Source organism: Thermosporothrix hazakensis (genome assembly GCF_003253565.1).
Lineage (GTDB): Bacteria > Chloroflexota > Ktedonobacteria > Ktedonobacterales > Ktedonobacteraceae > Thermosporothrix > Thermosporothrix hazakensis.
Map to the genome: position 1 here is coordinate 73,046 of NZ_QKUF01000012.1, position 22,154 is coordinate 95,199.

16 protein-coding genes are annotated in these 22,154 nt (G+C 54.8%); 8 read left to right on the forward strand and 8 right to left on the reverse strand.

The genetic code is table 11. From position 1 onward, the window contains the following. Nucleotides 1-343: 343 nt before the first annotated feature. The 3 genes from EI42_RS17325 to EI42_RS17335 all read left to right on the forward strand — a co-directional run bounded on the left by EI42_RS17325 (nt 344) and on the right by EI42_RS17335 (nt 4,176). Nucleotides 344-1,354, forward strand: a complete 1,011-nt coding sequence (locus EI42_RS17325; RefSeq protein ID WP_111323884.1) for a helix-turn-helix transcriptional regulator — start codon at nt 344-346, stop codon at nt 1,352-1,354. A 261-nt stretch (nt 1,355-1,615) separates the two neighbouring features. Then, nucleotides 1,616-2,806 (forward strand): sensor histidine kinase, encoded by a 1,191-nt coding sequence (locus EI42_RS17330; protein ID WP_111323885.1) that lies wholly within the window; start codon nt 1,616-1,618, stop codon nt 2,804-2,806. Between the two features lie 149 nt (nt 2,807-2,955). Then, nucleotides 2,956-4,176, forward strand: a complete 1,221-nt coding sequence (locus EI42_RS17335) for a glycosyltransferase (RefSeq protein WP_170142711.1) — start codon at nt 2,956-2,958, stop codon at nt 4,174-4,176. Between the two features lie 43 nt (nt 4,177-4,219). Here EI42_RS17335 and EI42_RS17340 read toward each other — a convergent pair whose 3' ends face one another. Continuing rightward, entirely contained in the window at nt 4,220-5,266 is a 1,047-nt protein-coding gene (locus tag EI42_RS17340; RefSeq protein WP_111323887.1) for an NAD-dependent epimerase/dehydratase family protein, read from the reverse strand. 318 nt (nt 5,267-5,584) lie between these two features. Between EI42_RS17340 and EI42_RS17345 the strand changes: the two genes are divergently transcribed. After that, the gene (locus EI42_RS17345; RefSeq protein WP_111323888.1) at nt 5,585-6,178 is read left to right on the forward strand and encodes a Uma2 family endonuclease; all 594 of its coding nucleotides are present in this window, start codon (nt 5,585-5,587) and stop codon (nt 6,176-6,178) included. Between the two features lie 70 nt (nt 6,179-6,248). Here the strand turns inward: EI42_RS17345 and EI42_RS17350 are convergent, their stop codons facing one another. Then, nucleotides 6,249-6,974 (reverse strand): 3-keto-5-aminohexanoate cleavage protein, encoded by a 726-nt coding sequence (locus tag EI42_RS17350; RefSeq protein ID WP_111323889.1) that lies wholly within the window; start codon nt 6,972-6,974, stop codon nt 6,249-6,251. 133 nt (nt 6,975-7,107) lie between these two features. On the opposite strand from EI42_RS17350, the gene EI42_RS17355 reads away from it, so the two are divergent. Then, on the forward strand, nt 7,108-8,172 hold the full coding sequence (locus EI42_RS17355; protein WP_111323890.1) for a diacylglycerol/lipid kinase family protein: 1,065 nt from the start codon (nt 7,108-7,110) through the stop codon (nt 8,170-8,172). 45 nt (nt 8,173-8,217) lie between these two features. On the opposite strand, the gene EI42_RS17360 is transcribed toward EI42_RS17355, so the two are convergent. Together EI42_RS17360 and EI42_RS17365 are read right to left on the reverse strand one after the other, a co-directional pair. Further along, nucleotides 8,218-8,886, reverse strand: coding sequence for an HAD family hydrolase (locus EI42_RS17360; protein ID WP_111323891.1), 669 nt, complete (start codon nt 8,884-8,886; stop codon nt 8,218-8,220). Between the two features lie 563 nt (nt 8,887-9,449). Then, nucleotides 9,450-11,405 carry a cell division FtsX domain-containing protein gene (locus tag EI42_RS17365; protein WP_111323892.1) on the reverse strand — a complete coding sequence of 652 codons (1,956 nt, stop codon included), beginning with the start codon at nt 11,403-11,405 and terminating at the stop codon, nt 9,450-9,452. 55 nt (nt 11,406-11,460) lie between these two features. On the opposite strand from EI42_RS17365, the gene EI42_RS33350 reads away from it, so the two are divergent. Together EI42_RS33350 and rpoB are read left to right on the forward strand one after the other, a co-directional pair. Further along, a complete protein-coding gene (locus EI42_RS33350) occupies nt 11,461-11,787 on the forward strand; it encodes a hypothetical protein (protein WP_211326228.1) in 327 nt (108 codons plus the stop codon). A 545-nt stretch (nt 11,788-12,332) separates the two neighbouring features. Then, nucleotides 12,333-15,830, forward strand: coding sequence for a DNA-directed RNA polymerase subunit beta (rpoB, locus tag EI42_RS17375; RefSeq protein WP_111323894.1), 3,498 nt, complete (start codon nt 12,333-12,335; stop codon nt 15,828-15,830). 180 nt (nt 15,831-16,010) lie between these two features. Here the strand turns inward: rpoB and EI42_RS17380 are convergent, their stop codons facing one another. The 3 genes from EI42_RS17380 to EI42_RS17390 form a co-directional block, all read right to left on the reverse strand. Beyond that, nucleotides 16,011-16,319, reverse strand: coding sequence for a GlsB/YeaQ/YmgE family stress response membrane protein (locus tag EI42_RS17380; RefSeq protein ID WP_111323895.1), 309 nt, complete (start codon nt 16,317-16,319; stop codon nt 16,011-16,013). 338 nt (nt 16,320-16,657) lie between these two features. Next, entirely contained in the window at nt 16,658-18,334 is a 1,677-nt protein-coding gene (locus tag EI42_RS17385) for a protein kinase domain-containing protein (RefSeq protein WP_111323896.1), read from the reverse strand. 217 nt (nt 18,335-18,551) lie between these two features. Continuing rightward, a complete protein-coding gene (locus EI42_RS17390; protein WP_111323897.1) occupies nt 18,552-19,130 on the reverse strand; it encodes an ArsR/SmtB family transcription factor in 579 nt (192 codons plus the stop codon). Between the two features lie 169 nt (nt 19,131-19,299). Here EI42_RS17390 and EI42_RS17395 point away from each other — a divergent pair, with 169 nt between their 5' ends. Next, entirely contained in the window at nt 19,300-20,616 is a 1,317-nt protein-coding gene (locus EI42_RS17395) for an MFS transporter (RefSeq protein ID WP_170142712.1), read from the forward strand. Between the two features lie 36 nt (nt 20,617-20,652). Here the strand turns inward: EI42_RS17395 and EI42_RS17400 are convergent, their stop codons facing one another. Continuing rightward, complete coding sequence (locus tag EI42_RS17400; protein WP_111323899.1) at nt 20,653-22,053, reverse strand: YhgE/Pip domain-containing protein; 1,401 nt, start codon at nt 22,051-22,053, stop codon at nt 20,653-20,655. Nucleotides 22,054-22,154 lie beyond the last annotated feature (101 nt).

Sequence of the window (22,154 nt, forward strand, 5' to 3'; positions counted from 1 at the left end):
CCTTGCATAGACATCATCGATGATAGAGTAGATATACCCTGTTACTCATCATCATCCCACGCGGTCAGCTCGCACCGCATAGAGTCACAGATCCTTCTTTTGAAGAAATAGCACGCACACTAAGCTTACGGTCTCCTTGCGAAAAAGAAAAGCTTTCTAGTAGCATTTTCCTACTCAATCCATTCAGCTCCATCGAAAAAATACCTGAAAAATCAGCACGCTGAAAAAGATACCCGGAAGATTCCTTGCAGCGCTCTCATTTCGAGATAAAACGGGGTGGAACACGAAATATTGAGAAAGCTCTACCTTGTTTTTATCCCGGCCTTGACGCATAATATAGGCTATGCAAAAGATAGAGCGCCTTGTTGCCATTACACTCTTGCTTCAGGCACGCGGAAAAATGACGGCTCAACGCCTCGCAAATATTTTAGGTACTTCTACCCGAACTATTTATCGAGACATCAATACCCTCTCGCTGGCACATGTCCCCATTTCTATGGATTATGGCCCGGGCGGCGGATACTATCTGCCCGAGGATTATCAGTTTGACTCGACGATTTTCACCCGAGAGGAAGCCGTCTCCCTGATCCTCAGCACCGACATCGCAGGCAATTATAGCCTCTTCGCCGGAGATGACGGGCTCCATCGAGCGCTCATCAAGCTGGAAGCAACGCTCCCGGAGGAATATCGTTCCGACGTTCGCGCCGCCCGGGAACGCATTCTCTTTGATACCAGCGCATGGTGTAGTGGCCCAAATAAAACAACCTATCTGGAAAGCATACGCTCGGCCCTGCTTGGAACCGTACAGATCGAGATTCGCTATCCCTGCATCTCCTGCGTGGATGGTGCGGGCGTCAAGTGGCGGCGCGTCGATCCCATCGGGCTGGTATTTAAAGGGGTTTCGCTGCGCCATATTCGCACGGGCGTCTGGTATCTCGTCGCATACTGCCACACCTGCAAGAAGTACCAGACCTTTCGCGTTGGCAATATCGAAAATTTGAAAGTTCTCGAACTACGAGCCGATCCACACCCCGATTTTGACCTGCAAACCTACTGGAAAAGTGAACGCGCCCTGATTGAAGGGTTTCAACAGCCGCTGACCATGCGCCTTGAGATCACGCCCGAGGCCAGGCAACGCCTTGAAGGTCGCTATACCATCCTCACCACCCAACCCAACGGAAGCATTGTGGTGCAGGTGCAGGCATCCTCAATCGAGTCAGCGGTTTCGTATGTCCTCTCGTTCGGTACTGATGCAACCGTGTTGGCCCCCGAAGAGGTCCGTGCGGCAGTCTCGCTCACCGCCCGCGCCATCGCCGAGAAATATCACTCGGCTGCCAAACGCAACGCCTCTTAATCTCCTCTTCCAGCGCACCACTTCCAGACGGACTGAACCTGAGCCCTGGAACATCCGTATTACTGAGAGAAGCAGCGCTCTTCTAGCTGCTTTTTCGTGCTTTCCCTGAAAAGCAGAAAAAATGATAGACTGTGATACATGAGCGCGCTACGGAAACGTGACTCAAAAGAACGTTGGAATGTCCTCAGTGGCACTCCTATCTGATATTTGTGCTTGCTCCGGCCCGTTCTGCCAGGAGAAAGATATGTCTGGAGATCAGGAATGGAATACCCGAGCGGAAAAAGAGCTTCATTCGGTCAACTATCAGTCACCCTTCTTTCCCTCTTCAGGGCGCTTGTTGTCTGGCTGCGCACCCACACCGCAAGCCCTCCCTGGCTCCCTGCCGTGTTTCAACGTCCACAAAGTGCCTGCTGCATTGCTCTGGGAGTGACAGCGGGCTCTTATTGCCTGCTTTCGCTTTTCTTTCCCGACTTCTCTCTTCTCTCTCTACTCCTTTTTCTGCTTCCCCCCGGGGGCACGCTCTTTCTCTGGGGAACAGGGCCCGCGCTGCTTGCCATCGTCACCGGAGAAATAACGCTCTTTCTCTGTTTCACCTGCCTGTTTCGTCCAGAAGCGTTCTATCAACTTGCTGAAAGCACAACGCTGCTGCTCTTGCTTGGTGGTATCGCGCTGGCCCAGAGCGAGGCGGAACGTCAGCAACTTGCGCAGAAGATCCAGCCTGCCCACACTGATGAGACGCAGACCCCCGACGAAGATACACTGACGATGATCAGCCATCGCCTGCGCTCCCTGCTGACCTCGTTGTCACTGAACACGCAGGTGCTTCAGGAAAGTCTGCAAGCGCCACCCAGTACGCGCACGCTCCGTTTGTTGCAGCAGCGATGCACTCGCTCCCTTGCACACATCAGCGCGTTGACGCTCACGCTGGACAATCTGGTTGAGACAATCCGCATCCAGACCGGCCAGCTGACGTACGATTTCACCGAATGTGATCTGACCGAGCTGCTGCGCTCTCTCCTTGAGGAACAGAGCAGGCTCCACCCTGATCATCATTTCCTGCTGTCCCTTGAACCCGAGTGCGATCAATTGCCCCTGTTCATTGATGAGGCGCGCATTTCGCTGGTCGTCCTGAACCTGCTCTCGAACGCGCTGCGCTTTGCTCCTGCCGATCAGCCAATCACGCTTTCGTTACACCGCGTTGAAACGGATCAGGTACACGTACAGGTGCATGACGAGGGGCCCGGGCTACCGGGCTTCGAGCAGGAACGGATCTGGGAGCGCTTTTATTGCTCGGAATACATCCAGGCACCCCCCGGTTTCTCGCATGGTCTGGGTCTGGGATTGTATGTCACTCGTGTGATTATTGAAGGGCATGGTGGACAGGTTGGGGTTGAGAGCACCCCCGGCAAAGGGGCTACCTTCTGGTTTCAGCTCCCTCTTCATGCGCTATAATCTTGAACAGGAGAGCATATGTACCTGCTCAAGTGCATTCATGAAACCTGTCCCTGTCTCTTTCCCTCCAAAAAAGAAACAAGGGCCCTTTTGCTCTGTCATCTCAAGCCAACAATGGATAACATCAAAAACTCTTGATGGATGTTTGTATGAAGAAACAGCACCAATCGCGTGGGCGGCTTCCGCGCTTTCTCTTATGGTCACATGCACTGGGAGTCGCGGGATTCTATCTCTATAACTGGTGGCGCACCCTGCCGGGCAAAAATGACCATGTCTACCCGTTGCCCGCAGGCAAGCAGCCCGCACAACAGCCCTTTGTCTCGATTATCGTGCCAGCTCGCAACGAAGAGCTCAATATCCGTCGCTGCGTCGAATCGCTGCTTGAGCAGGATTATGAGCATTTTGAGGTCATCGTGGTGAATGACGGCTCGACCGACGCTACAGGCAAAATTCTTGAGGATATCGGGCGAAACCATCCGGCAGCAGCCGACCGGCTCTATGTCCTGCAATTGCGTGATCTGCCTGCCGGATGGACAGGCAAGCCGCACGCCATGCACAGCGGCGCCCAGGAGGCTCGCGGCGAATGGCTGCTCTTTACCGACGCCGATACCTATCATCAGTCATACGCGCTGCGAACCGCAGTGAACCAGGCGCTCAAGGAACGCATCGACCTCTACACGCTTGGTGTGGCACAGGAACTCCCGACGTTCTGGGAGAAAACGCTGATGCCCCTCGCCTATATGGGGATCAGTATGCTGTACCCGCCACGCAAGGTCAACAATCCAGGCAGCCCTATCGCGCTGGCAGCAGGACCATTTATCCTGATTCGGCGCAAGGTCTATGAGACGCTTGGCGGCTTTGCCCGGCCCGAACTCTGCAACACACTGGTTGATGATCTGATGCTGGCCCGCACCGTAAAAGAGAATGGCTACCGCATTCGTTTTCTAGATGGCCGGCAGCTTGTCAGTGTGCGCATGTATCGGAGCTTCCGGGAGATCTGGCGCGGCTGGCTGAAGAACTCCTATCTGGGCAATCGGGGCGGCGTCCCGTTCTTCTTTGTTCAGATTGTGGGGCTCTTTATGGTCACGGTGATGCCGTTCCTGTTGCCGCTGCTGCTCCTCTCGCGACGCTGGCGCAAGACGGCTCTGGCGGTCAGCCTCTGTGAGTTGTTGCCTCTGGGGCTCTATCGAAGCTGGCTCAATCAAAACACGGGCATTCCCGAACGCTACACCCTGACGCACCCGCTGGCAGGGCTGATCTTTATGGGAATTCTGGGACAATCGGGACTACGCATTCTGACGGGCAAGGGCGTTGAGTGGCGAGGACGCCGCTATCATGCCACACCGGAAGCGGAGCCCGTTCATCGATAGAAGAGAGCCTGTGGCACCTGTTTCGTGCCACGGCTCTTTTTTGTTAGTGACGAGAGCGCAATAGCTCATCCTCCGCTTTGTAATCAAACAGGCGTGGGTCAAGTCCCTGTGGTGGATTCGCGCGTTCCCAGGCTACAGTACGCCGAAGCGCCTCATCCAGCCCCACCGGCTCCTGATAGCCAAGTTCCACTCGAATACGCGAGGTATCGGTCACAATATCCTGATCGGTATTGACCGGGAAAAGCAATTGTGGTGGCATACTCTCTCGGGGGAACGTGACAATATCGCCCTGCCAGCCAACCACCTTCGCAAGCGTCTGGATCCAGTCGGCAAACGAAAGCGTGAACGGCTCACCAACGTTGTAGATGCGCCCGGCTGCCTGGTCTGAGGTGACAGCGAGCGCGATCGCCTCGGCCACATTCTCGACATACCCGCGCGTCCAGTGCCAGCGAGCAAGGCCCTTATCAAGCAGAATAGCGGGGCGCTGGTCATCCATCCGCTTCAAATGGAGATAGAGCCTGTGCTGCGTATCTCGCTCACCATAAACCATCGGCAGCCGCAGAATCGTACCCGCAAGCTCTGAAGCGCCCATCAGGACCCGCTCGGCAAGAATCTTGTCATATGCTCCCATATCAAACAAAGGATACTCTGTCTGCTTGCTGTTCGGGTCGCGATAGGGGTACAGCTTCTCGCGCAATGGCGAATCCTCGGTCAGGGGAACCGGCTCGATTGGTCCCGGCTCCGTCCCATGCAGCCGACCGTACGCACGGTACACATCCTGACTGCTGATCCCGACGACACGCCGGGCTATTCCGCGAATCGTCTCAACAAGGATACGGCTATCTCGGTCGGACCACGGCACCATATATAGCACGACATCGGGTGCCAGCTCGCGCAAGGTCTCGCGATACTCCGGGAGAGCCTCTACCGGCTGCCTGGTTGGATCACAATGAATATGTCGAACCTCTGCCGGGGTCTCGATCTCATGCTGTCCCCGATGGAAAAGGGTCAGTTCGTGACCGCGCTCATATAAACGACGTACCACAGACGGCCCAATAAAACCTGTACCGCCCAGGATCAATACACGCATGAAGGCGCTTCCTTTCAACTCTGGTAGTGTGATTCGATCACCTGACAGGTAGTATAAAGAGTGCCCAAAACGAACAGCAAGGGATCAGCTATGCTTGTAGCATAGGTCGCCCTTAAACTCGCTCATATGCGGAGTAAAGCCGCCATGCCGCTGTTACCATTTCTTCATTACTTCGTACCTGTCGCCTGCCTGGCAGCAACAGCGTGTGGGAAGGCATGTACACAGGGCAAGCAGGGTGCATAGAAAATCTGTCGGATATAATATCCGAGGAGTGCCTTTTTGCTCCCTGGTCAGCCCCTGAGAGAAGGTGGGTTAGCAATGGCTCAACAACCACACTCATCTGAGATAATGCACGGTGTTCCCGCAACACTTGAGGCTTTTGAGCGCCTTATCAGCGGCGAGCAACCATATCGTTACGAACTGATCAATTACGATCCCCGAACACGATCCGGGATCATTATCGATATGACCGGCTCCAGTTGGAGTCATGGCGAGCTAACGAGTCACTTTTTAGTTGACCTTGCCAGTCAGCTCCGCCGCGGCGGTCCCTGCTCTGTACAGGCAGGGCGACATGTTTTTATCCCCGATAACCAGCCGCCCGTCATTCCCGATGTGGTCGTCACCTGTGATCTGGGGGATCGCAAGCCCGGAAAGAAGGGCATTTCTCCGCTCATCGTCATTGAGGTGCTCTCTCCAAGCACGGAGCACTACGACAGAACCGAGAAGTTCGAGCGGTATAAACGCTGTGCCAGCCTGCAAGTCTTCATCCTGGCAAGTCAGGGCAAGCAGCAAATCGAGGTCTATCGCCGCGACACTGATTGGAAGCAGGAAATATATGAAGCCGGGACCATACAGCTTGAGGTCCTTGATCTGGAACTGGACGTTGACATGCTGTATCAGGGAGTGCTTTAACACTCCCTGCCACAAGTGCCCATTGCTCTACAGGCTCTTCAGAACAAAAGGCTCTCTTTCAGCAGATGCCTTATTCATATGGAGCACAAAGCCGCCGTGCCGCTGTTACCATCTCTTCATTACTTCGTGCCTGTCGCCCATCTGGCAGCAACAGCGTATCCTCAAGCCCGATGCGCGAGGCCAACCCCCGCCGCGCCGCCTCTTCGAGCAGTGGCCAGGCCGTTCGCTCAAATCCGTGCAACAGAATCTGACAGGTCACGCTGCCCGCTTCCAGCAGCCGCAACATCTCCGAGGTCACATGCAGCGCCTCGGGAAGCTCCTGTTCCTCCGGTTCCAGCAACACACGTACCGAACTCGAGGCCAATCCCGAGCGTAGCAGCAATCGAGCATCCTCACTGCTCCCCAGGCCTGGCTCGATTCCGATACCCCGTTCAAGCAGCGTCATGCAGAGCTCGACCGCTCCCGGCTCCACGAAATTGACCGAGGCAAAATCAGGCAGGACCGTCCAGGAACGAACGAGCTCCAGACGCCGCGCCGGGTCCGGCTCTATCCAGCTTGCGGTACTGATTCCAAGAGGAACCCCAGGACAACGAGCGCGAATCGTGGTCAACGTGCGAGCAACGTCGTCAGGATCGAGCGTCTGTGTGCCATCTGCCGCACGCACATGCAGATGCACTGCCTGTACCCCTGCTGCTACCGTCTGTATAGTATCCTGCGCAAGCTGCTCAGGCGTCAGCGGGACCGTGGGATGTTCCCCCGCAGTCCGGCTTCCGTTCAAACAGGCTTTGAGAAACATATGATTTCTACGTCCTTTCTTCATAGAATACTGATTGCGAGTTCGCTATCCTATACGTTATACTAGCAGCAAATCAGGACAAAATAGAGCACATTTTTACCCAATAGAAGGAGAGGGCAGACGGGTACAGAAGATGAAGAGAGGAATCGTTATTCATAGCCCCCGTTCGGGCCGTTCAGCACAACTGAATCAGGCTCTTGAGGCGCTCCAACAGAACAACATCGACGTCGTAGACCACTTTCCCATAACTGAGCTGGACACGCTTCCAAAGCAGGGCCAGAAATGGCAGGAAGAGGGAATTGAGCTTGTCATTGCAGCCGGAGGGGATGGTCTGGTAGGCGGCGTGACGGCTCACCTGGTCAACACGCAGCTCCCGCTCGGGATTATCCCGCTTGGCACCGCCAACGATGTCGCGCGCACGGTTGGCATTCCTATTGATCCGGTTCGTGCCGCAGAAGTGGTTGCAACAGGCATTATCAAAAAGATTGATCTGGGCGTGGCACAGCCCGCAGAGCAACAGCCGCACCCCACAGAGAACATCGTCATCCCCCCGCAGGAGAAGATGTACTTCACTCACGCGTTAACCGTCGGGCTGAATGTCGCATTTGCTCGGCTGGCAACCAACCGCGATATACGTCAGCAGTTCGGCCCGATGACCTATCCCGTCGCCGTGATGGAGGCAGTGCGCAACTACTCGCCGATCAATGTGGTGATACAGTTGAAAGGTGTAGCCTACCATCCCACGCCGGGCGCACCGCTCGAAATCTACAGCAAACCCGTCATGCTCCGCTGTCGGGCCGCACAGGCAACCGTCGTCAACGCCCCCATTTTCTGGGGCATGTTGCAAGCAACCGTGCCCGGAGTCAGCCTGCAAGATCGCTTGCTTGATGTCGTGGTAGTCGAAGATATCAGCCTCGATCAATTGATGTTCCGTGTGGCTCGCTTCTTCACCCGGCAGGACCATCAGCCCCCCAATGAACAGAGCTGGCATGCACAATACCCCGAACTGCTGGCAGCCGAATTGACCGACGTTCCTGGCATTCACCACTTCAAGGCAAAGAGCGTGACCATCGACGTTGAGGGAGCGCCACATGACGCCACACTTGACGGGGAAGTACGTGGACAGACCCCCATTTTTGCCCGGGTCGCCGATGAAAATATCTCATTAATCGTGCCGGCCACAGCGACTATTCAATAATGAGCTGGGAGGAGAGGAAGCGGTTATCTTCCTCTCCACACCTGTTCAGGAGACCAATTCACGCTCGGCCAGCAGATCCGCGAGTTCCTGGACGGTCTCCACAATATAGGTGGGCCGGGCTGACTCAAGTTCCTGGGCCGTGCCATACCCATACTTAACCGCGATCGAGTCCAGGCCGTTTTTCTGCGCTCCCACAATATCGAACTCTCGGTCTCCAATCATAACAATCTCGGTCTTGTCATACAGTGAACGTTCTGTCAGGACATGCGCTATGACCTCACTCTTCTTGACTCGTGAGCCATCAAGCTCGCTCCCCGCAATATACTCGAAATACGGAGAAAGCTGGAAGTGATCCAGAATGCGCAGTGCAAACGTCGTCGGTTTTGAGGTTGCCACCATCAGACGCGTTCCCTGCATCTGGAGCTCTTGCAGCAACTCGACAATACCAGGGAAAACCGCGTTCTCAAACAATCCGCGCACAGCAAAGTATTCACGGTAGAACTCGACAGCCTGTCGCGCCTGTCTATCGTCCATTCCATAAAAGTATTGAAATGAATCGCTCAAAGGAGGCCCAATAAAGGGGACTAACGAATCAAGATCATTTTCAACAATCCCCATGCGTTTCAGAGCATGCTGAACAGAACGAGTAATGCCCGGTTTGGGATCAGTCAACGTTCCATCGAGGTCAAAGAGAAGCACTCGGTATGGCTTCATAGCAGGTAAATCCTTTCCTCGCCTATCTTCAAAACATCCGGGTAGTGCCTGCGTGAAGTTGAGGAACCCCCTCCGCCATACCCACCAGAAAAAAAGTATGTCCTCATTGCCGGCTTGCTCGATTTGGCAAGTCAAACCATGCGGGCAGTCTAGCACCCTGTTTCACCGCGCCGCCACAGCAAAGCATTCACGCAGCAAAGCTAGAGCCAAAGCGTGTATTCTATGGCACATACAAGGCCACATTGTAGCACCAGCCTCTACACCGACGCAAACATGATGTTCCCCTCCCTCTTTCCTGTCATATAATTCCCGTCAGTATAAGTATACCCTATTTTTCTTCTCTATTACAGTATTTATCTCTTCTTGATCGCTCTCAAGCCAGATGAGCAGCGTTGTTATTGCCCCTAAAAATTTCTAATCCCGATAGAGAGGTATTTACCTTTCTGTTGATCAGCGAGCGCTGGCGCAAGCCAGGCTAAAGCTGTGAGTTTTGCAGTATTTATAGAACAGGAAACCACAAAAAAGCGACGAAGAAAGCCTTCGCCGCTTCTCTACCTGCTTGCTTAAAGCTCGGTTGTCAGCCGCATGACCGGGCGCGGCCGTGGAGTTTGCTCATCAGAGAAGTGGTAAGCAACGCCGCGCTCTGCCGCCAGCTTGCGCCAGTGAGAAACCAACTCGTGTAGCTCCATCAGCCGGGTCTCAGCATTCTCGCACCAGGGACGTAAGCGCTGATACGGGAAATCAGGCGAGCTCCAGACCTCCCGGAACAGTTGACGCATCTCATCCTCATGCATTGCCTCATTCATCGCGGACAGATTCTGCTCAAGCTGCGCCATAAGCACCTGGAAGCGCACCCAACGATGCTGCTCCATATCGAACTCAGTAAGCAACTGACCGGCCCGGCGCCCCTTCTCCACAATCGCCTTGATGGTTGCCGGAGGCATATTCAGATTCATGCCGCCCTCATCGTCGCTCAATCTGATCTGTACGATACGCTCACGGTAGCTTGGAAGCGCTGCTTGCAGGGTATCACGATAGCCAAGCCCGGTACCGATCACCGCCGACAGAAACGAGTCGATGCCTTCGAGCTCGTTCCATTCAGGATCCTGAAGCTCCTGCGGATGCGGCAGATGCACATCATCGCGCTCGTCAAGCAGGGTTTTCCGATTCGGTCGATGGTCAAGGGCAGAGAACAACTGCCTGCGCAGGCGCCTGCGTGGGCTCCCCTGATCCATCTTGACAAAGTGCTCTTTTGAGAGTGAGAGCAGATTAATACCAAACGTCGGATAATGCGGGAACCAGGAATCAAAAAACTCAATTGGGAAATTGCTACAGATGCCGCCATCACTGAACCAGTTCTGCTGCAAATCGGCAGGCTCAAGCCGCTCCCTGTCTCCCCGCAACAGCTCTTGCAGGGCAGATGAACGGATGGTATAGAAGGGCAACGCGCTGAGCAGTAATGGGAAGCTCAGACTCAGACGCATGGCAACCAGCACCGGAAGCTGCTCTTTTTCAGGCAGAAAGTGGTAGCCCTCAGGGAGCGCCAGCGCCGAAAGCTCGTTATCGCCGTCAAAGCGGCCCGCATACTGCACCATATGCGCAACGATAGGTTCCGGGAAGTAGCGCCGCATCTCATCAGCACAGAAGATGAAGCCCTTCAGTTCGTTGGGCAACACATAGGGTCGGCCCTGGCTCAGGTTGGTTGTGACCATGCTTAATTCAATGCTCTCTGGCTTGCCGGCCTCGTCACGACGGCCCCGATTGCGTTTGAGATCGCCAAAGGTCAGCACCGTCTCGCGTCCCCCGGCAAGCATACCATCCAGACAGCGGGCAAGCCAGTTCATCAGCACCCGCTCGTCGCCGGAAGGGGAGTAGCCGGAACAGATGCCATACCCATGTTGTGGAAGCTGCCGCAATGCGTGGAGGATCCCACCAATCTGCAAGCCAACCAGTCCGAACACCAGCCCGAGCACCAGCCAGACACTCCAGAACACCGTTTGGTGCCAGAGAGCCCCGCTGCGATCAAACAGCGAGATCAACCCGAGCACAATCAAGGCACAGAGCCCTGCCAGCAGCATGCCACCCACCAGCCCAAACAGCACACCTCGGGACAGGACAGGATAGCGAACCCACCAGAGGAAGAAGAGCCGCCACACACCAGACCACAAGCGCCGCGGCGGACGCTGCTTCTTATCCGCCGTTGCCGAAGGCGCGACAGGGGGGAAAAACGCATCAACAATCGTCATCAGCGGACGCGTTTCACGCTCGGGCTGAAAGAGGTTGCGCAGGTTTCGCCCGGAGCCAAGCCACTGCCCCATCTTTTCCACATACTCGAAACCGCCCTGATCGCGGCAATATTCTGCCGCCGCCGCAATTGTGGCCGCGATAGCCCCGGCAGAGGTGCCGCCAATTTTGCGCAGAATGTACCGATCCTTCAACTGCAAGATTACCGGAGGATATACAATCCCGCTTGTAATCCCGCCTTTCATCACAAGATCGCATTTTTGGAGTGGTCTCATAAGTCACCATAAGCCTTTCAACACATCAACTCCATACTACTTTAGCCTATTACCTATGGGACGCACAATACTAAACGTGCAGGCCCTGCCTTTTTGGCGCATCGATTTTTCATTTGCGAATATCTGGACGTGTCGTCTGCGCGCTGCTGCTCCCGAGGAGGAGTTATTCGGACAGGCGCGTTCGGGAGCCGTGCAGCCACACCTGTCAACCGGACCGATGGCGTTGTATCGAAACATGGCCCTCGCGGCTCTTTCCACCTCTAAGAATCTTTTTCAGACGGGAAAGCAGCGGGAGCGCCCAGGAAGCGGGTTTACAGGTCAGGGAGAGGGAGTAGGAATCATTACCCGGGGGTATCGCCAGCCCTTGCCATATAGGATATAATAGAGGCTTAGGGGAAATTGTGTTATCGAGCTTTTCACAGAAGTCAAACCAGAGCGCCTGCAAAGGGTCGCTCATGGCTGTGTATGACCTGATCGGGCACTCACCTCACTATCCAAAAAAGGAGAAGACCCGCAGGTTTCCCCTTACAGGTCTTTGTTTGTTTCTATTATAGCATACTTTTGAGAAAAAAACATCGTCCGAAAGTACGGTGTTTTTTGTGACGTTTGAGGGTATCATTAAGCAGGGCAACTGTGGCGTCATGAACACACAAAAATTTCCAAGGAACCCGCGTTCTCCTGGTCCTGAAGGACAGGGGGAGCGTTTCATGATGTTTTGCAGAGCCTCTTTTTATCTCTCCTCCGGTCACAAAGCGTTTGCATCTTGAAGGTCAGGAACCAACAGGAGCTTCTTTATTATAGAAGAGAAGAGAACTCACCGTAATCGCATGAGCTTACACCTTTCATTTCACGCTGTTGAGAGGCTTGCATCTCTGTGTCTCTCGTACGCTTTCAATTCCGGCAACTAGGTTAAAGGAGAACATCTACATGGCAGTAAGTGTAAAAACTCCTATTCTCCCTGAACGAGTCTCGTTCGCCCGCATTCCCGAAATCCGGCCAATGCCGAATCTTATCCAGATTCAGATAGACTCTTTTGAGTGGTTTAAGCAGGAGGGCTTGAAGGAACTCTTTGAGGAAATTTCCCCCATTGAGGACTTCACCGGCAAGAATCTGAGTCTGGAATTTATCGTTCCTCCTGAGCCATTCGGCAAGCCGAAATATTCGGAGGATGAATGCCGCGAACGCGATGCGACCTATGCCGCGCCTCTCACAGTTAAGGCACGCTTAATTAACAAAGAGACAGGCGAGATCATCGAAAAAGATGTGTTCATGGGAGACTTTCCGCTGATGACAAAGGCCGGTACCTTTATTATTAACGGTGCCGAACGTGTTGTCGTCAGCCAGCTTGTCCGCTCTCCCGGCGTGTATTACACGGTTGATGAGGATGCCACCACAGGGAAGCGGCTCTTTGCCGCGAAGGTCATTCCGAATCACGGGGCGTGGTTGGAGTTTGAAACCAGCAATAAAAATCTGCTCTCCGTCAAAATTGACCGCAAGCGTAAGATTCCAGTCACGACGCTGCTACGCGCCATCGGTTCGCTGGCAAAAGAGCAGTGGCATTCTGAAGAGGTCAACCTTGCCACCGATCAGGGTATCCTCGATGCCTTTGCAGAAGTAGACAACAATCCAAATATTCGCTATATTCAGGCCACGCTGGACCGCGATCCAGTGAAGACCGAAGAAGAGGCACTGCTTGAGCTCTACAAGCGCCTGCGCCCGGGCGATCCTGCCACGCTGGACAATGCCCGCTCGCTGGTGCGCAACCTCTTCTTTAATGCGCGCCGCTATGATCTGGGCAAGGTTGGTCGCTACAAGCTCAACCGCAAGCTCGATCTGTCCACACCGCAGAGCTACCGCATTCTGACACTGGACGATATCGTGAACATCGTGCGCCGCCTGATCGCACTGAACAATGGCCGTGGGCGCCCCGATGACATCGACCATCTGGGGAATCGCCGCGTGCGCAGCGTCGGTGAGCTGATTCAGGCTCAGTTCCGTGTTGGCTTGCAGCGTATGGAGCGCGTCGTCAAAGAGCGCATGAGCATTCAGGAGCCCGATCAGGCCACACCGAACGCGCTGATCAACATCCGTCCGGTTGTTGCCTCGATCCGCGAGTTCTTCGGTGGTAGCCCACTCTCGCAGTTCATGGACCAGGTGAACGTGCTCTCCGAGATCGACAACAAGCGCCGTCTCTCCGCAATGGGCCCTGGCGGTCTTTCGCGTGAGCGCGCAAGCTTCGAGGTTCGTGACGTTCACTCGTCGCACTATGGCCGTATCTGTCCGATTGAGACGTCGGAAGGTGCAAACATTGGTCTGATCAGCAACCTTGCAACCTATGGACAGATCAATGACTATGGCTTCATTGAGACGCCATACCGCAAGGTCTATAAGCGCATCGCCGCCAATGATCGCCGCCTGATTGGCCACGAGCTACAGGGTATCTATGGACGCGAGCGCGAAGACATCGTCACTGCCGATGGCGAGGTGCTGTACAAGGCCCGCACGCCGGTACGCGTGACGCCGGAACTGTTCGAGAAGCTTTCGGCACTCCTCGGTAGCACACAGGTGAAAGTGCGCCCGTTCGTCACTGAGGAAATCGAGTACCACACCGCCGACGATGAGGAGAACTTCTACATCGCCCAGGCAAACGCGGTTCTGACCGAGAACAACGAGTTCGCCGAGGCTCGCGTGCTTGCCCGCTATGGTGGTGATATCGTTGAGGTTTCGTCCTCCGTCATTGACTATATGGACGTCTCGCCACGCCAGACCGTCAGTGTTGCCAGTGCTCTGATCCCCTGTCTGGAACACGACGACGTGAACCGAGCACTGATGGGTGCGAACATGCAGCGTCAGGCCGTGCCTCTGCTGCGCCCGCAGGCTCCGATCGTCGGTACGGGTATTGAGCGTCAGGTTGCGATCGATTCCGGTCAGGTCGTTGTGGCTGAGGAAGCCGGTGAAGTGGTTTCGTCCACAGCCAAAAAGATCGAGATCATCGACGAGCATGGCAAGCTGCACACTCACGTGCTGCGCAAGTATGCCCGCTCGAACAACGGCACCTGCATCAACCAGCGCCCGATTGTCAAGAAGGGTGACTATGTCTCGAAGGGTCAGGTTATCGCCGACAACTCCTCGACGGAAGATGGCGAACTGGCTCTGGGTCAGAACATTCTGGTTGCCTTTATGAGCTGGGAAGGTGGTAACTTCGAGGACGCGATCCTGATCAGTGAGCGTATCGTGCGCGAAGACCTCTTCACGTCAATCCACATTGACGAGTACGAAACGGAGGCCCGCGACACCAAGCTTGGTCCCGAAGAGATCACCCGCGATATTCCGAACGTCGGTGAGGAGGCGCTGCGCCACCTTGACGAGCGCGGTATTGTCTATGTCGGCGCGGAAGTTGGCCCACAGGATATTCTGGTTGGTAAGATCACACCAAAAGGTGAGACCGAGCTGACCGCAGAAGAGAAACTCCTGCGTGCAATCTTCGGTGAGAAGGCCCGCGAAGTAAAAGACACCTCGCTGCGTCTGCCTCACGGTGAGCATGGTAAGGTCATTTCGGTCAAGGTCTTCTCGCGTCAGGCTGGCGATGAGCTCTCCCCTGGTGTCAATCAGGTGGTCCGCGTAAGCGTCGCCCAGAAACGAAAGATCGGTACTGGCGACAAGATGGCCGGACGCCACGGAAATAAGGGTGTTATCTCGCGCGTGCTGCCGGTTGAGGACATGCCGTTCCTGCCCGATGGCACCCCGGTCGATATCATTCTGAACCCGCTTGGTGTGCCTCACCGTATGAATATCGGTCAGATCATGGAGACCCATCTTGGTTGGGCCGCGCATGAACTCGGGTTGAAAGTCGCAACCCCGGTCTTCGATGGCGCAACCGAAGAGGATATCATTGAGCTCCTCAAGCGTGCTGGACTCCCTGAGAGTGGTAAGGTTCAGTTGTATGATGGTCGTACCGGTGAGCCGTTTGATCACCCGATCACGGTCGGTTACACCTACATGCTCAAGCTAGCCCACCTTGTCGAAGATAAGGTTCACGCCCGCTCGACTGGCCCGTACAGCTTGATCACCCAGCAGCCGCTCGGTGGTAAAGCCCAGTTCGGTGGTCAGCGCTTCGGTGAGATGGAAGTCTGGGCCCTTGAAGCTTATGGCGCAGCCCATACGCTTCAGGAGATCCTGACCGTGAAGTCCGACGATACCGTCGGTCGTGTGAAGACCTATGAGGCCATCGTGAAGGGTGAGCAGATTGTGGAGCCCGGTGTGCCCGAATCCTTCAAGGTTCTGGTCAAAGAGCTTCAGGCGCTCGCCATTAACGTTGAGGTCCTGAATGAGGACGAGCAGAAGATCCAGTTCGTGGAAGATACCTCACGAGACGGTCTGCCCGATCTCGGTATCAACCTTTCTGGCTTCGAGCTCGATCACTAAATCTGATAGGTAGAAAACAAGGCCGCCTTCGTTCTTTGCGGAGGCGGCTTTTTCTTGCGGCTATGACCAATCGCACTGTCTTGCTGGTAGCTTCCCCGGCCAACTGTTCCACCAGATCATAAAAAAGGGGCCCCTCCTTTTTCAGGAGAAGCCCTTCGCTGTGTCTGATGTGTCTTCTCATTACGGACGACGAGCCGGACCACCAACACCACCCATAACTGCTTTTGCGATCAACAAGAGAATAATTGCACCTATCAGGGCTGTAACAAATGTCCAGATGATCCCCTGTCCACCGAGATCGAATAGCCCGAGGATAATGCCGCCGAGAAGACCACCAACGATACCGAGAATAATGTTACCGAGAATTCCTAACCGATCCCCCTGCACAATGCGGTCAGCAATAGCGCCTGCAATACCACCAATCACAATCCAGACAATCCATGCCCAGAGAGTTCCAAGTACTCCAGCCATAATCACTGCTGAAACCATAATGTTTACCCTTTCCTTTCTCCAATGAGCAATTCTGTCAAAACTATTGATCAGAATATGAGTGCCAAATAGCACCACACCTTTCTGATGAAAGATGTTTTCCCTGCTCTTTGGCATCCCTCATCATTTCTATTTATGTTACGATTCATACCTATCAATAGGAGACAGATTTTTTTGCTTTTGGATCTGGCATCCGCATCCATCACGCTTTTTCTATATGCCTGATACCGCATCAGAGGCAGCCTGACAGGTCTCTCCACGGTCAGGATTTCCCCTGATTATTCTCTAAAAACTCATACGTATCTCTATTGCTCAATGCTGCAAAAGTGCCGCTTTCCTCAGTCATTGGTGATGGTGCCATCGGGATTCACACGGATAAGGACCTTTACCAGCGGCTTCGTTGCCGGGCCCCGCAACACTTTCCCATTGTCATAAGGATCAAAGGCGGCATTATGGCGCGGGCAAATCAACATCTGCTTCTCGGGATCATAGTGCACGGTCGCGCCCGCTTCATGGGTACAGGCGCTCTCATAAGCAACAAAGTTTCCATCGTTCAAGCGCACAAGAATCCCTGGCTTGTGGTCCTTCTCGTTGACGAACTCTTTCGCCGAGTTGAACTTTTGCTGGTCGCTCATGCCGATGACGCCCGGGGGCATGGCGGCCTGCTGCTCGGCATTATGCGCTGAGGTATTTTCCGAGGAAAATTGGAGCTTGCCTTGAAGGAAATAGGCAGCGAAGGGAGCGCCTGCAAGCAAAACACCACCAGTCGCAAGCGCCGCAATCACTCTACGCCGAGCGATCCCCTTCCGACGTGAAGCGGGCGGCCGCGTATCAGGCTGCTGCCTCGGGGGCTGCGCCGGTGATGGCTGCACCCGTTGCGTGGATGGCTGCGTTGTCGCTTCGGACGCATGAGTCAACCTGACCTTCGTAAGCGAGGTCGTCACTGTGGCCCAGGAGGGATGCAGGCCAGAGGCTGAGACTCGATTTGGAATGACGCCCTGCGATGGAATCCGCCTGAGAGGCTGCGTCTCGCTTCTTGTGGTTGGCGCTTTTGACTTTGCCACAACCGGGTACTCGCTGCTCTGCTCAGCAACGGCGATCAGGTTCAGGACGCGGGTCAACGCACGGGATAGCTTGCCCGCCTGTTGAAAGCGCCGCTCGGGGTCCTGCTCAAGCGCACGCTGTACCACCAGATCAAGGCTGGCAGGCAGATCAGGGCAAACATCACTGAGGGAGGGCATTGGCTGCCGGACATGCATCAGCGCCACTTCAAAGGGATCGCTCCCGCTAAAAGGCGGCCTGCCGCTGAGCATCTCGAAGAGAATCGCGCCAAGCGAGTAAACATCGGAGCTCACGCCCGCCGGCTTGCCAAGCACCACTTCAGGAGCGATATATTCAGGAGCGCCAAGAAAACTACCTGACAGGCTACAGAGATGGTCGTATGGGCCGGTTAGTGGCTCGATAATGCCCTGTACCGCCAGAATATCCACCAACCCGAAGCCGGCTATCTGCACCTGCTGCCGCTCATCCAGCCAGATATTCACCGGGCGCAGCGCCTTATGAATCACCCCCAGACGGTGCGCGTATTCCAGCGCCTCCGCCAGCGGTTGCAGGATACGCAACGCCTGATCGGGAGCCAGCCGTCCCTTCTTCAGGATGCTTGCCAGCGTATAGCTGTTGAGGAAGGGCGTGACAAGATAGGGAAACTCATCCTGAATGCCACAATCCAGAATCGGTAAAATATGTTGATGCTGTAAGCCGATAATTCTGGCGCTGATTCTGGCAAAACGCTGGAAGAAGCGCTCTTGAAGCGGGCGCGCACAGTCTGGCGGTAACAGGAAAACCGTCATCATCACTTCACGCACGGGCATCTCCTGCCGCGCAAGATACACCGCGTTCAGGCTTCCCTTCCCGAGCAGTTGTTCAATGCGATAGCGTCCAAATTTCCGCCCGACCAGCGCCCTCGCCGGTATTTCGGCAGAAGTGTGTAAAAATTTCTGCTCTCCCTGATTCACAGCGCTCCATCTCTCCTGAAACGTAGTAACACAAAATAAGAAACAATACTATGCCTGTATTCACCATGCTGTGTGCAGCTCTTGCTACAGCTCTTGAGAGAACTCCCGATATCGCTCTTGATATCGCTTCCCATAGTAACTATAGGGCCGGACCTTCCCCCCGTCAACATTCGGTCCCTTTCATTAGGACTAGTGGTGTATCGCGCTCCTTTCTATATCATACTGTATCATCACTCTCCTCCTCCTGACGGAGCTGCGGCAGACGAACAGTATAGATCGCCCCGAGAAACGCGCACATGTCGCTATCGGCCTCAGCAGCCTGCTCAAACTCTTTTCCCAGGGCGTCCAGACGCTCGATAAACTCTCGACGTCGCTTCATTGGCACCCGGGCAAGCGTGTGAACAAGCCCGCTCTGCGTGTCTTCTTGCATGGCGGTGAAGACCTCAGCCAGCACCGCGCCATGCATTTCGCGGGCAACACCCTTCATCTCGCTTTCTCTGGAAACAATGCCGAGAAAACTGCGCGCTACATTGCCATAATATCGCTCGGTAATAGCCCGTACCTGCCGGGTACGTACCACCTTGACCAGTCCAGCCTTTACCAGCACCTGAAGATGATGCGCCACGGTACTGGTCGGTAGTTGCAGCGCCTCTGCAAGCTGAATCGTGGTGGCCGCTCGCTCTTGCAACAAATTGATGATTTGCAGGCGAAGCGGCTCACCAAGCGCCTTATACTGCTCAGGCGTTTCCAGCCTCATTGTTTCTTCCAGTTCGTAATCAGGTTGCATCTCAATCATCCCTGTCTTGCTTTTTCTGCTTGCTCGCCACCTCAGAGGCGGCCTGTCCATTCTCCTTCATAGTATCATAGAACCACTCTTCCCATATGTACTAATTTCATGGTACAATCCAGATCAATCGAACATACGATATATGCCAGTCTTTCTACCTGTTTTTAGGAGGTCTTTCATGAGCGCCGAAACGGCTCCCCGGGGCTGGTTCACCCGCCTGCTGATTAACCGCAACTACGCCCTGTACTGGACAGGTATTTCTATTTCCAACTTCGGGGATTTTGTTTTTAGCTCGACCCTTCTGCTCTGGATCAGCTATCAGATAGGGCACAATCAAGCCTGGGGACCGCTGGCAGCCGGAGTGCTCGAACTCTGTATCGCGTTGCCTACGTTCCTTTTTGGTCCCATTGCCGGGGTTTTCGTTGATCGCTGGAACAAGCGTCGCACCATGCTGCTGATGGATGTTCTGCGGGCGGCGCTGATTCTGTTGTTGCTCCCCGTCTCAGGTGTCATTCCAGGGCGGCTCGACCCGCTCTGGCAGCTCATCTGTATCTATGGAGATATCTTTCTCTGCACCCTCTGCACGCTGCTCTTCTCCCCTGCGCGTGCGACCCTGAACCGCGATATCGTCCCGGACGAGCGACGCGAGCAAGCATCCAGCATGATCTATAGCAGTAACAGCACCTTTATGATACTCGCTCCGCTGCTTGCAGGGATCCTCTTTTTTAGCGCTGGAGCTGTCTGGGCGCTTATCATCAATGCGGGCTCGTTCTTGATCTCATTCTGCTGCATTCTGGCGGTACAGGCTCCCGCCGAAGCGAAGCGCAGCGAACAGGCCTCGCTTTTCCAGGAATTTACGTCGGGCGTTCGCTACGTGACAGGGAACTCGACGTTACGTTGTGTGCTCGTCAGTCTCTTTCTATTGATGCTTGGAGGTGGCATTACCAACACCCTGGGCCCGTTCTTTTTTGAACATAGCCTGCACGCCGCGCCCGCCCTCTTTCCGCAGTTTGAAGCGGTTGGTAGCGCGGGTCTGCTCCTCGGAGCGCTCAGCGCAACGTGGGGCTTGAGACGGCTCGGAGCGCTGCGCACCTTTCAGGGTGGCCTGGTGCTGATGGGCATCTTCGAGCTGCTCTTTTCACGCTCAACCAGCCTCTTTCCGGCGTTTCTGCTGACCTTTCTCACGGGTATCTGTAACTCGTTTCTCAATACCTCAGTCTCGCCTCTGGCAATGCGGCTGGTACCACGCGAGTATCTCGGGCGTGTCTTTGCCCTGATCGAGCCAGGCATGCGGCTGGCACAACTGATCTCAGCGCCTCTGGCGGGCTTTCTCATCAGCCACTATCTCTATCACCTGGACGCCTCGTTTCTGGGTCTCCACTTCGGTCCCTATGATACGCTGCTTGGCGTCTCTGCCCTGCTTGTGCTGGTGAGTGGCCTGTATGCCTGCTTCAGCATGAGAACCAAAAAAAATTCAGTGGAGACTCGCCATTGAGTCACCCACTGAATAAAAAACCGGAGATGGGACGGGTTACGCAGCCTGTTGAACCGTTTCGCGTCCCTGCGAGGCAACAAACTGCGAGATGGCGGCAAACACCAGACTGAGAAGAAAACCTATGCCTGCATAGATGCTCGTAACGGTAATCGCGCTCCTCAGACCGGCCTCCATTCTTGCATTATAGAAGACGAGCGAGCGCAGACCGTCAGAGAGATAGCGCAACGGCAACCAGCCACTCAGCGCCCGGAAGAAATCGGGAACCATTTGCAGCGGATAGATACCGCCCGCAGCCGGAACGCCCAGGATCGTCGTCAGGAAGAGGGCCAGCAGAACGCCGATCTCGCCAAAGCCGGTCGCAAGCGCCAGCGTAATCAGCCCGATCGCGCCGATACCCAGGATCGAGAACCAGCCAAGCTTCACGCCATCGGATACCGGCATGCCGAAGCAGTTCACAGCCAGCCAGGTAAGCACAGGACCCATGACAACGGCCAGGATCACAACCAGCACCAGCTTGCTGAACCAGAGCAGCAGCGGCGAAATCTGGCCGCGCGGGAAGCGAATCGCTTTGCCGAAGACATCAACCTCAATTCGACCGATCACCAGTTCGGTTCCCAGATGAATGATGGTGGTGCCCAGGTAGCCGATCAGCGAGAGCATCAGCGAGAAGTAGAACGCACCGATACCATGCCCTGATTTCGCTCCGGTCGGCTCCGCGTCAGTCACGGTCGGAATAACAGACTTCTGAAGCTGTCCCTGAATTTCGGCAATGCGCTTTGTCTGGTCAGCGGCTTGCTTCGCGGCCTCGGTTGCCTGCGCCTTGATCACGCCCTGCGGGTCCGTCATCAACTGCTGCTGGAAAAGCTGATATTCTGCCGGGGTCTGCGGGGTCTTCAACTTGATTCCAGCAGGCTTGATAGCAGGAAGAGCTGTCAACACGTCGTTCGTTGCCTTCATCGCGGCCCCCTGAGCAATCTTCTCACCTTCGGAACCGGCAATACTTCCGGCAGCGTGGTTGGTCAGGACCTCAAGCGTGACGGGCTCTTTCTTGTTCTGCTTCTTAAGATCACGCAATTGCGCAATCCGAGACGTATAATCAGATGGGATGACAATTGCAGCATATGCTTCATCATTGTTCAGTTGATCGAGCGCAGCCTGACGATTCTTGACCTCAATCCACTTGATTTTATTCGCATCTTTATTATTCTTGCTATTGATATCTTTGATCTTCTCTGTAATCTTGTCTCCGAGGTTGATCTGTTTGCCATCGAGCTTTGCGCCATGATCTTCATTGGCAATCAAAATCGGAAAATCCTGCATATTTCCCTCTGGATCGAGCAAGCCGCCGAGATAACTCGCGGGGATCGCCAGCGTGACCAGTCCGGCGACCACCAGCACGATCCAGGTAAGCGGGTGTAACAAAAGCTGCTTCTTCACGAAAAATCACCTTCCCACTACAGTTTTTTGCTTCGTTGTTTGGACCAATTTGTGCTAGAATCAATACTGAAATCTGAGGCTCACCTCATGTTTTCTTCCAC

What these genes read in the sequence shown, in the direction of transcription:
- EI42_RS17325 (WP_111323884.1), top strand. Translation starts at nt 344, where the DNA reads ATGCAAAAGATAGAGCGCCTTGTTGCCATTACACTCTTGCTTCAGGCA.
- EI42_RS17330 (WP_111323885.1), top strand. Translation starts at nt 1,616, where the DNA reads ATGGAATACCCGAGCGGAAAAAGAGCTTCATTCGGTCAACTATCAGTC.
- EI42_RS17335 (WP_170142711.1), top strand. Translation starts at nt 2,956, where the DNA reads ATGAAGAAACAGCACCAATCGCGTGGGCGGCTTCCGCGCTTTCTCTTA.
- EI42_RS17340 (WP_111323887.1), bottom strand. Translation starts at nt 5,266, where the DNA reads ATGCGTGTATTGATCCTGGGCGGTACAGGTTTTATTGGGCCGTCTGTG.
- EI42_RS17345 (WP_111323888.1), top strand. Translation starts at nt 5,585, where the DNA reads ATGGCTCAACAACCACACTCATCTGAGATAATGCACGGTGTTCCCGCA.
- EI42_RS17350 (WP_111323889.1), bottom strand. Translation starts at nt 6,974, where the DNA reads ATGTTTCTCAAAGCCTGTTTGAACGGAAGCCGGACTGCGGGGGAACAT.
- EI42_RS17355 (WP_111323890.1), top strand. Translation starts at nt 7,108, where the DNA reads ATGAAGAGAGGAATCGTTATTCATAGCCCCCGTTCGGGCCGTTCAGCA.
- EI42_RS17360 (WP_111323891.1), bottom strand. Translation starts at nt 8,886, where the DNA reads ATGAAGCCATACCGAGTGCTTCTCTTTGACCTCGATGGAACGTTGACT.
- EI42_RS17365 (WP_111323892.1), bottom strand. Translation starts at nt 11,405, where the DNA reads ATGAGACCACTCCAAAAATGCGATCTTGTGATGAAAGGCGGGATTACA.
- EI42_RS33350 (WP_211326228.1), top strand. Translation starts at nt 11,461, where the DNA reads ATGGGACGCACAATACTAAACGTGCAGGCCCTGCCTTTTTGGCGCATC.
- rpoB (WP_111323894.1), top strand. Translation starts at nt 12,333, where the DNA reads ATGGCAGTAAGTGTAAAAACTCCTATTCTCCCTGAACGAGTCTCGTTC.
- EI42_RS17380 (WP_111323895.1), bottom strand. Translation starts at nt 16,319, where the DNA reads ATGGTTTCAGCAGTGATTATGGCTGGAGTACTTGGAACTCTCTGGGCA.
- EI42_RS17390 (WP_111323897.1), bottom strand. Translation starts at nt 19,130, where the DNA reads ATGATTGAGATGCAACCTGATTACGAACTGGAAGAAACAATGAGGCTG.
- EI42_RS17395 (WP_170142712.1), top strand. Translation starts at nt 19,300, where the DNA reads ATGAGCGCCGAAACGGCTCCCCGGGGCTGGTTCACCCGCCTGCTGATT.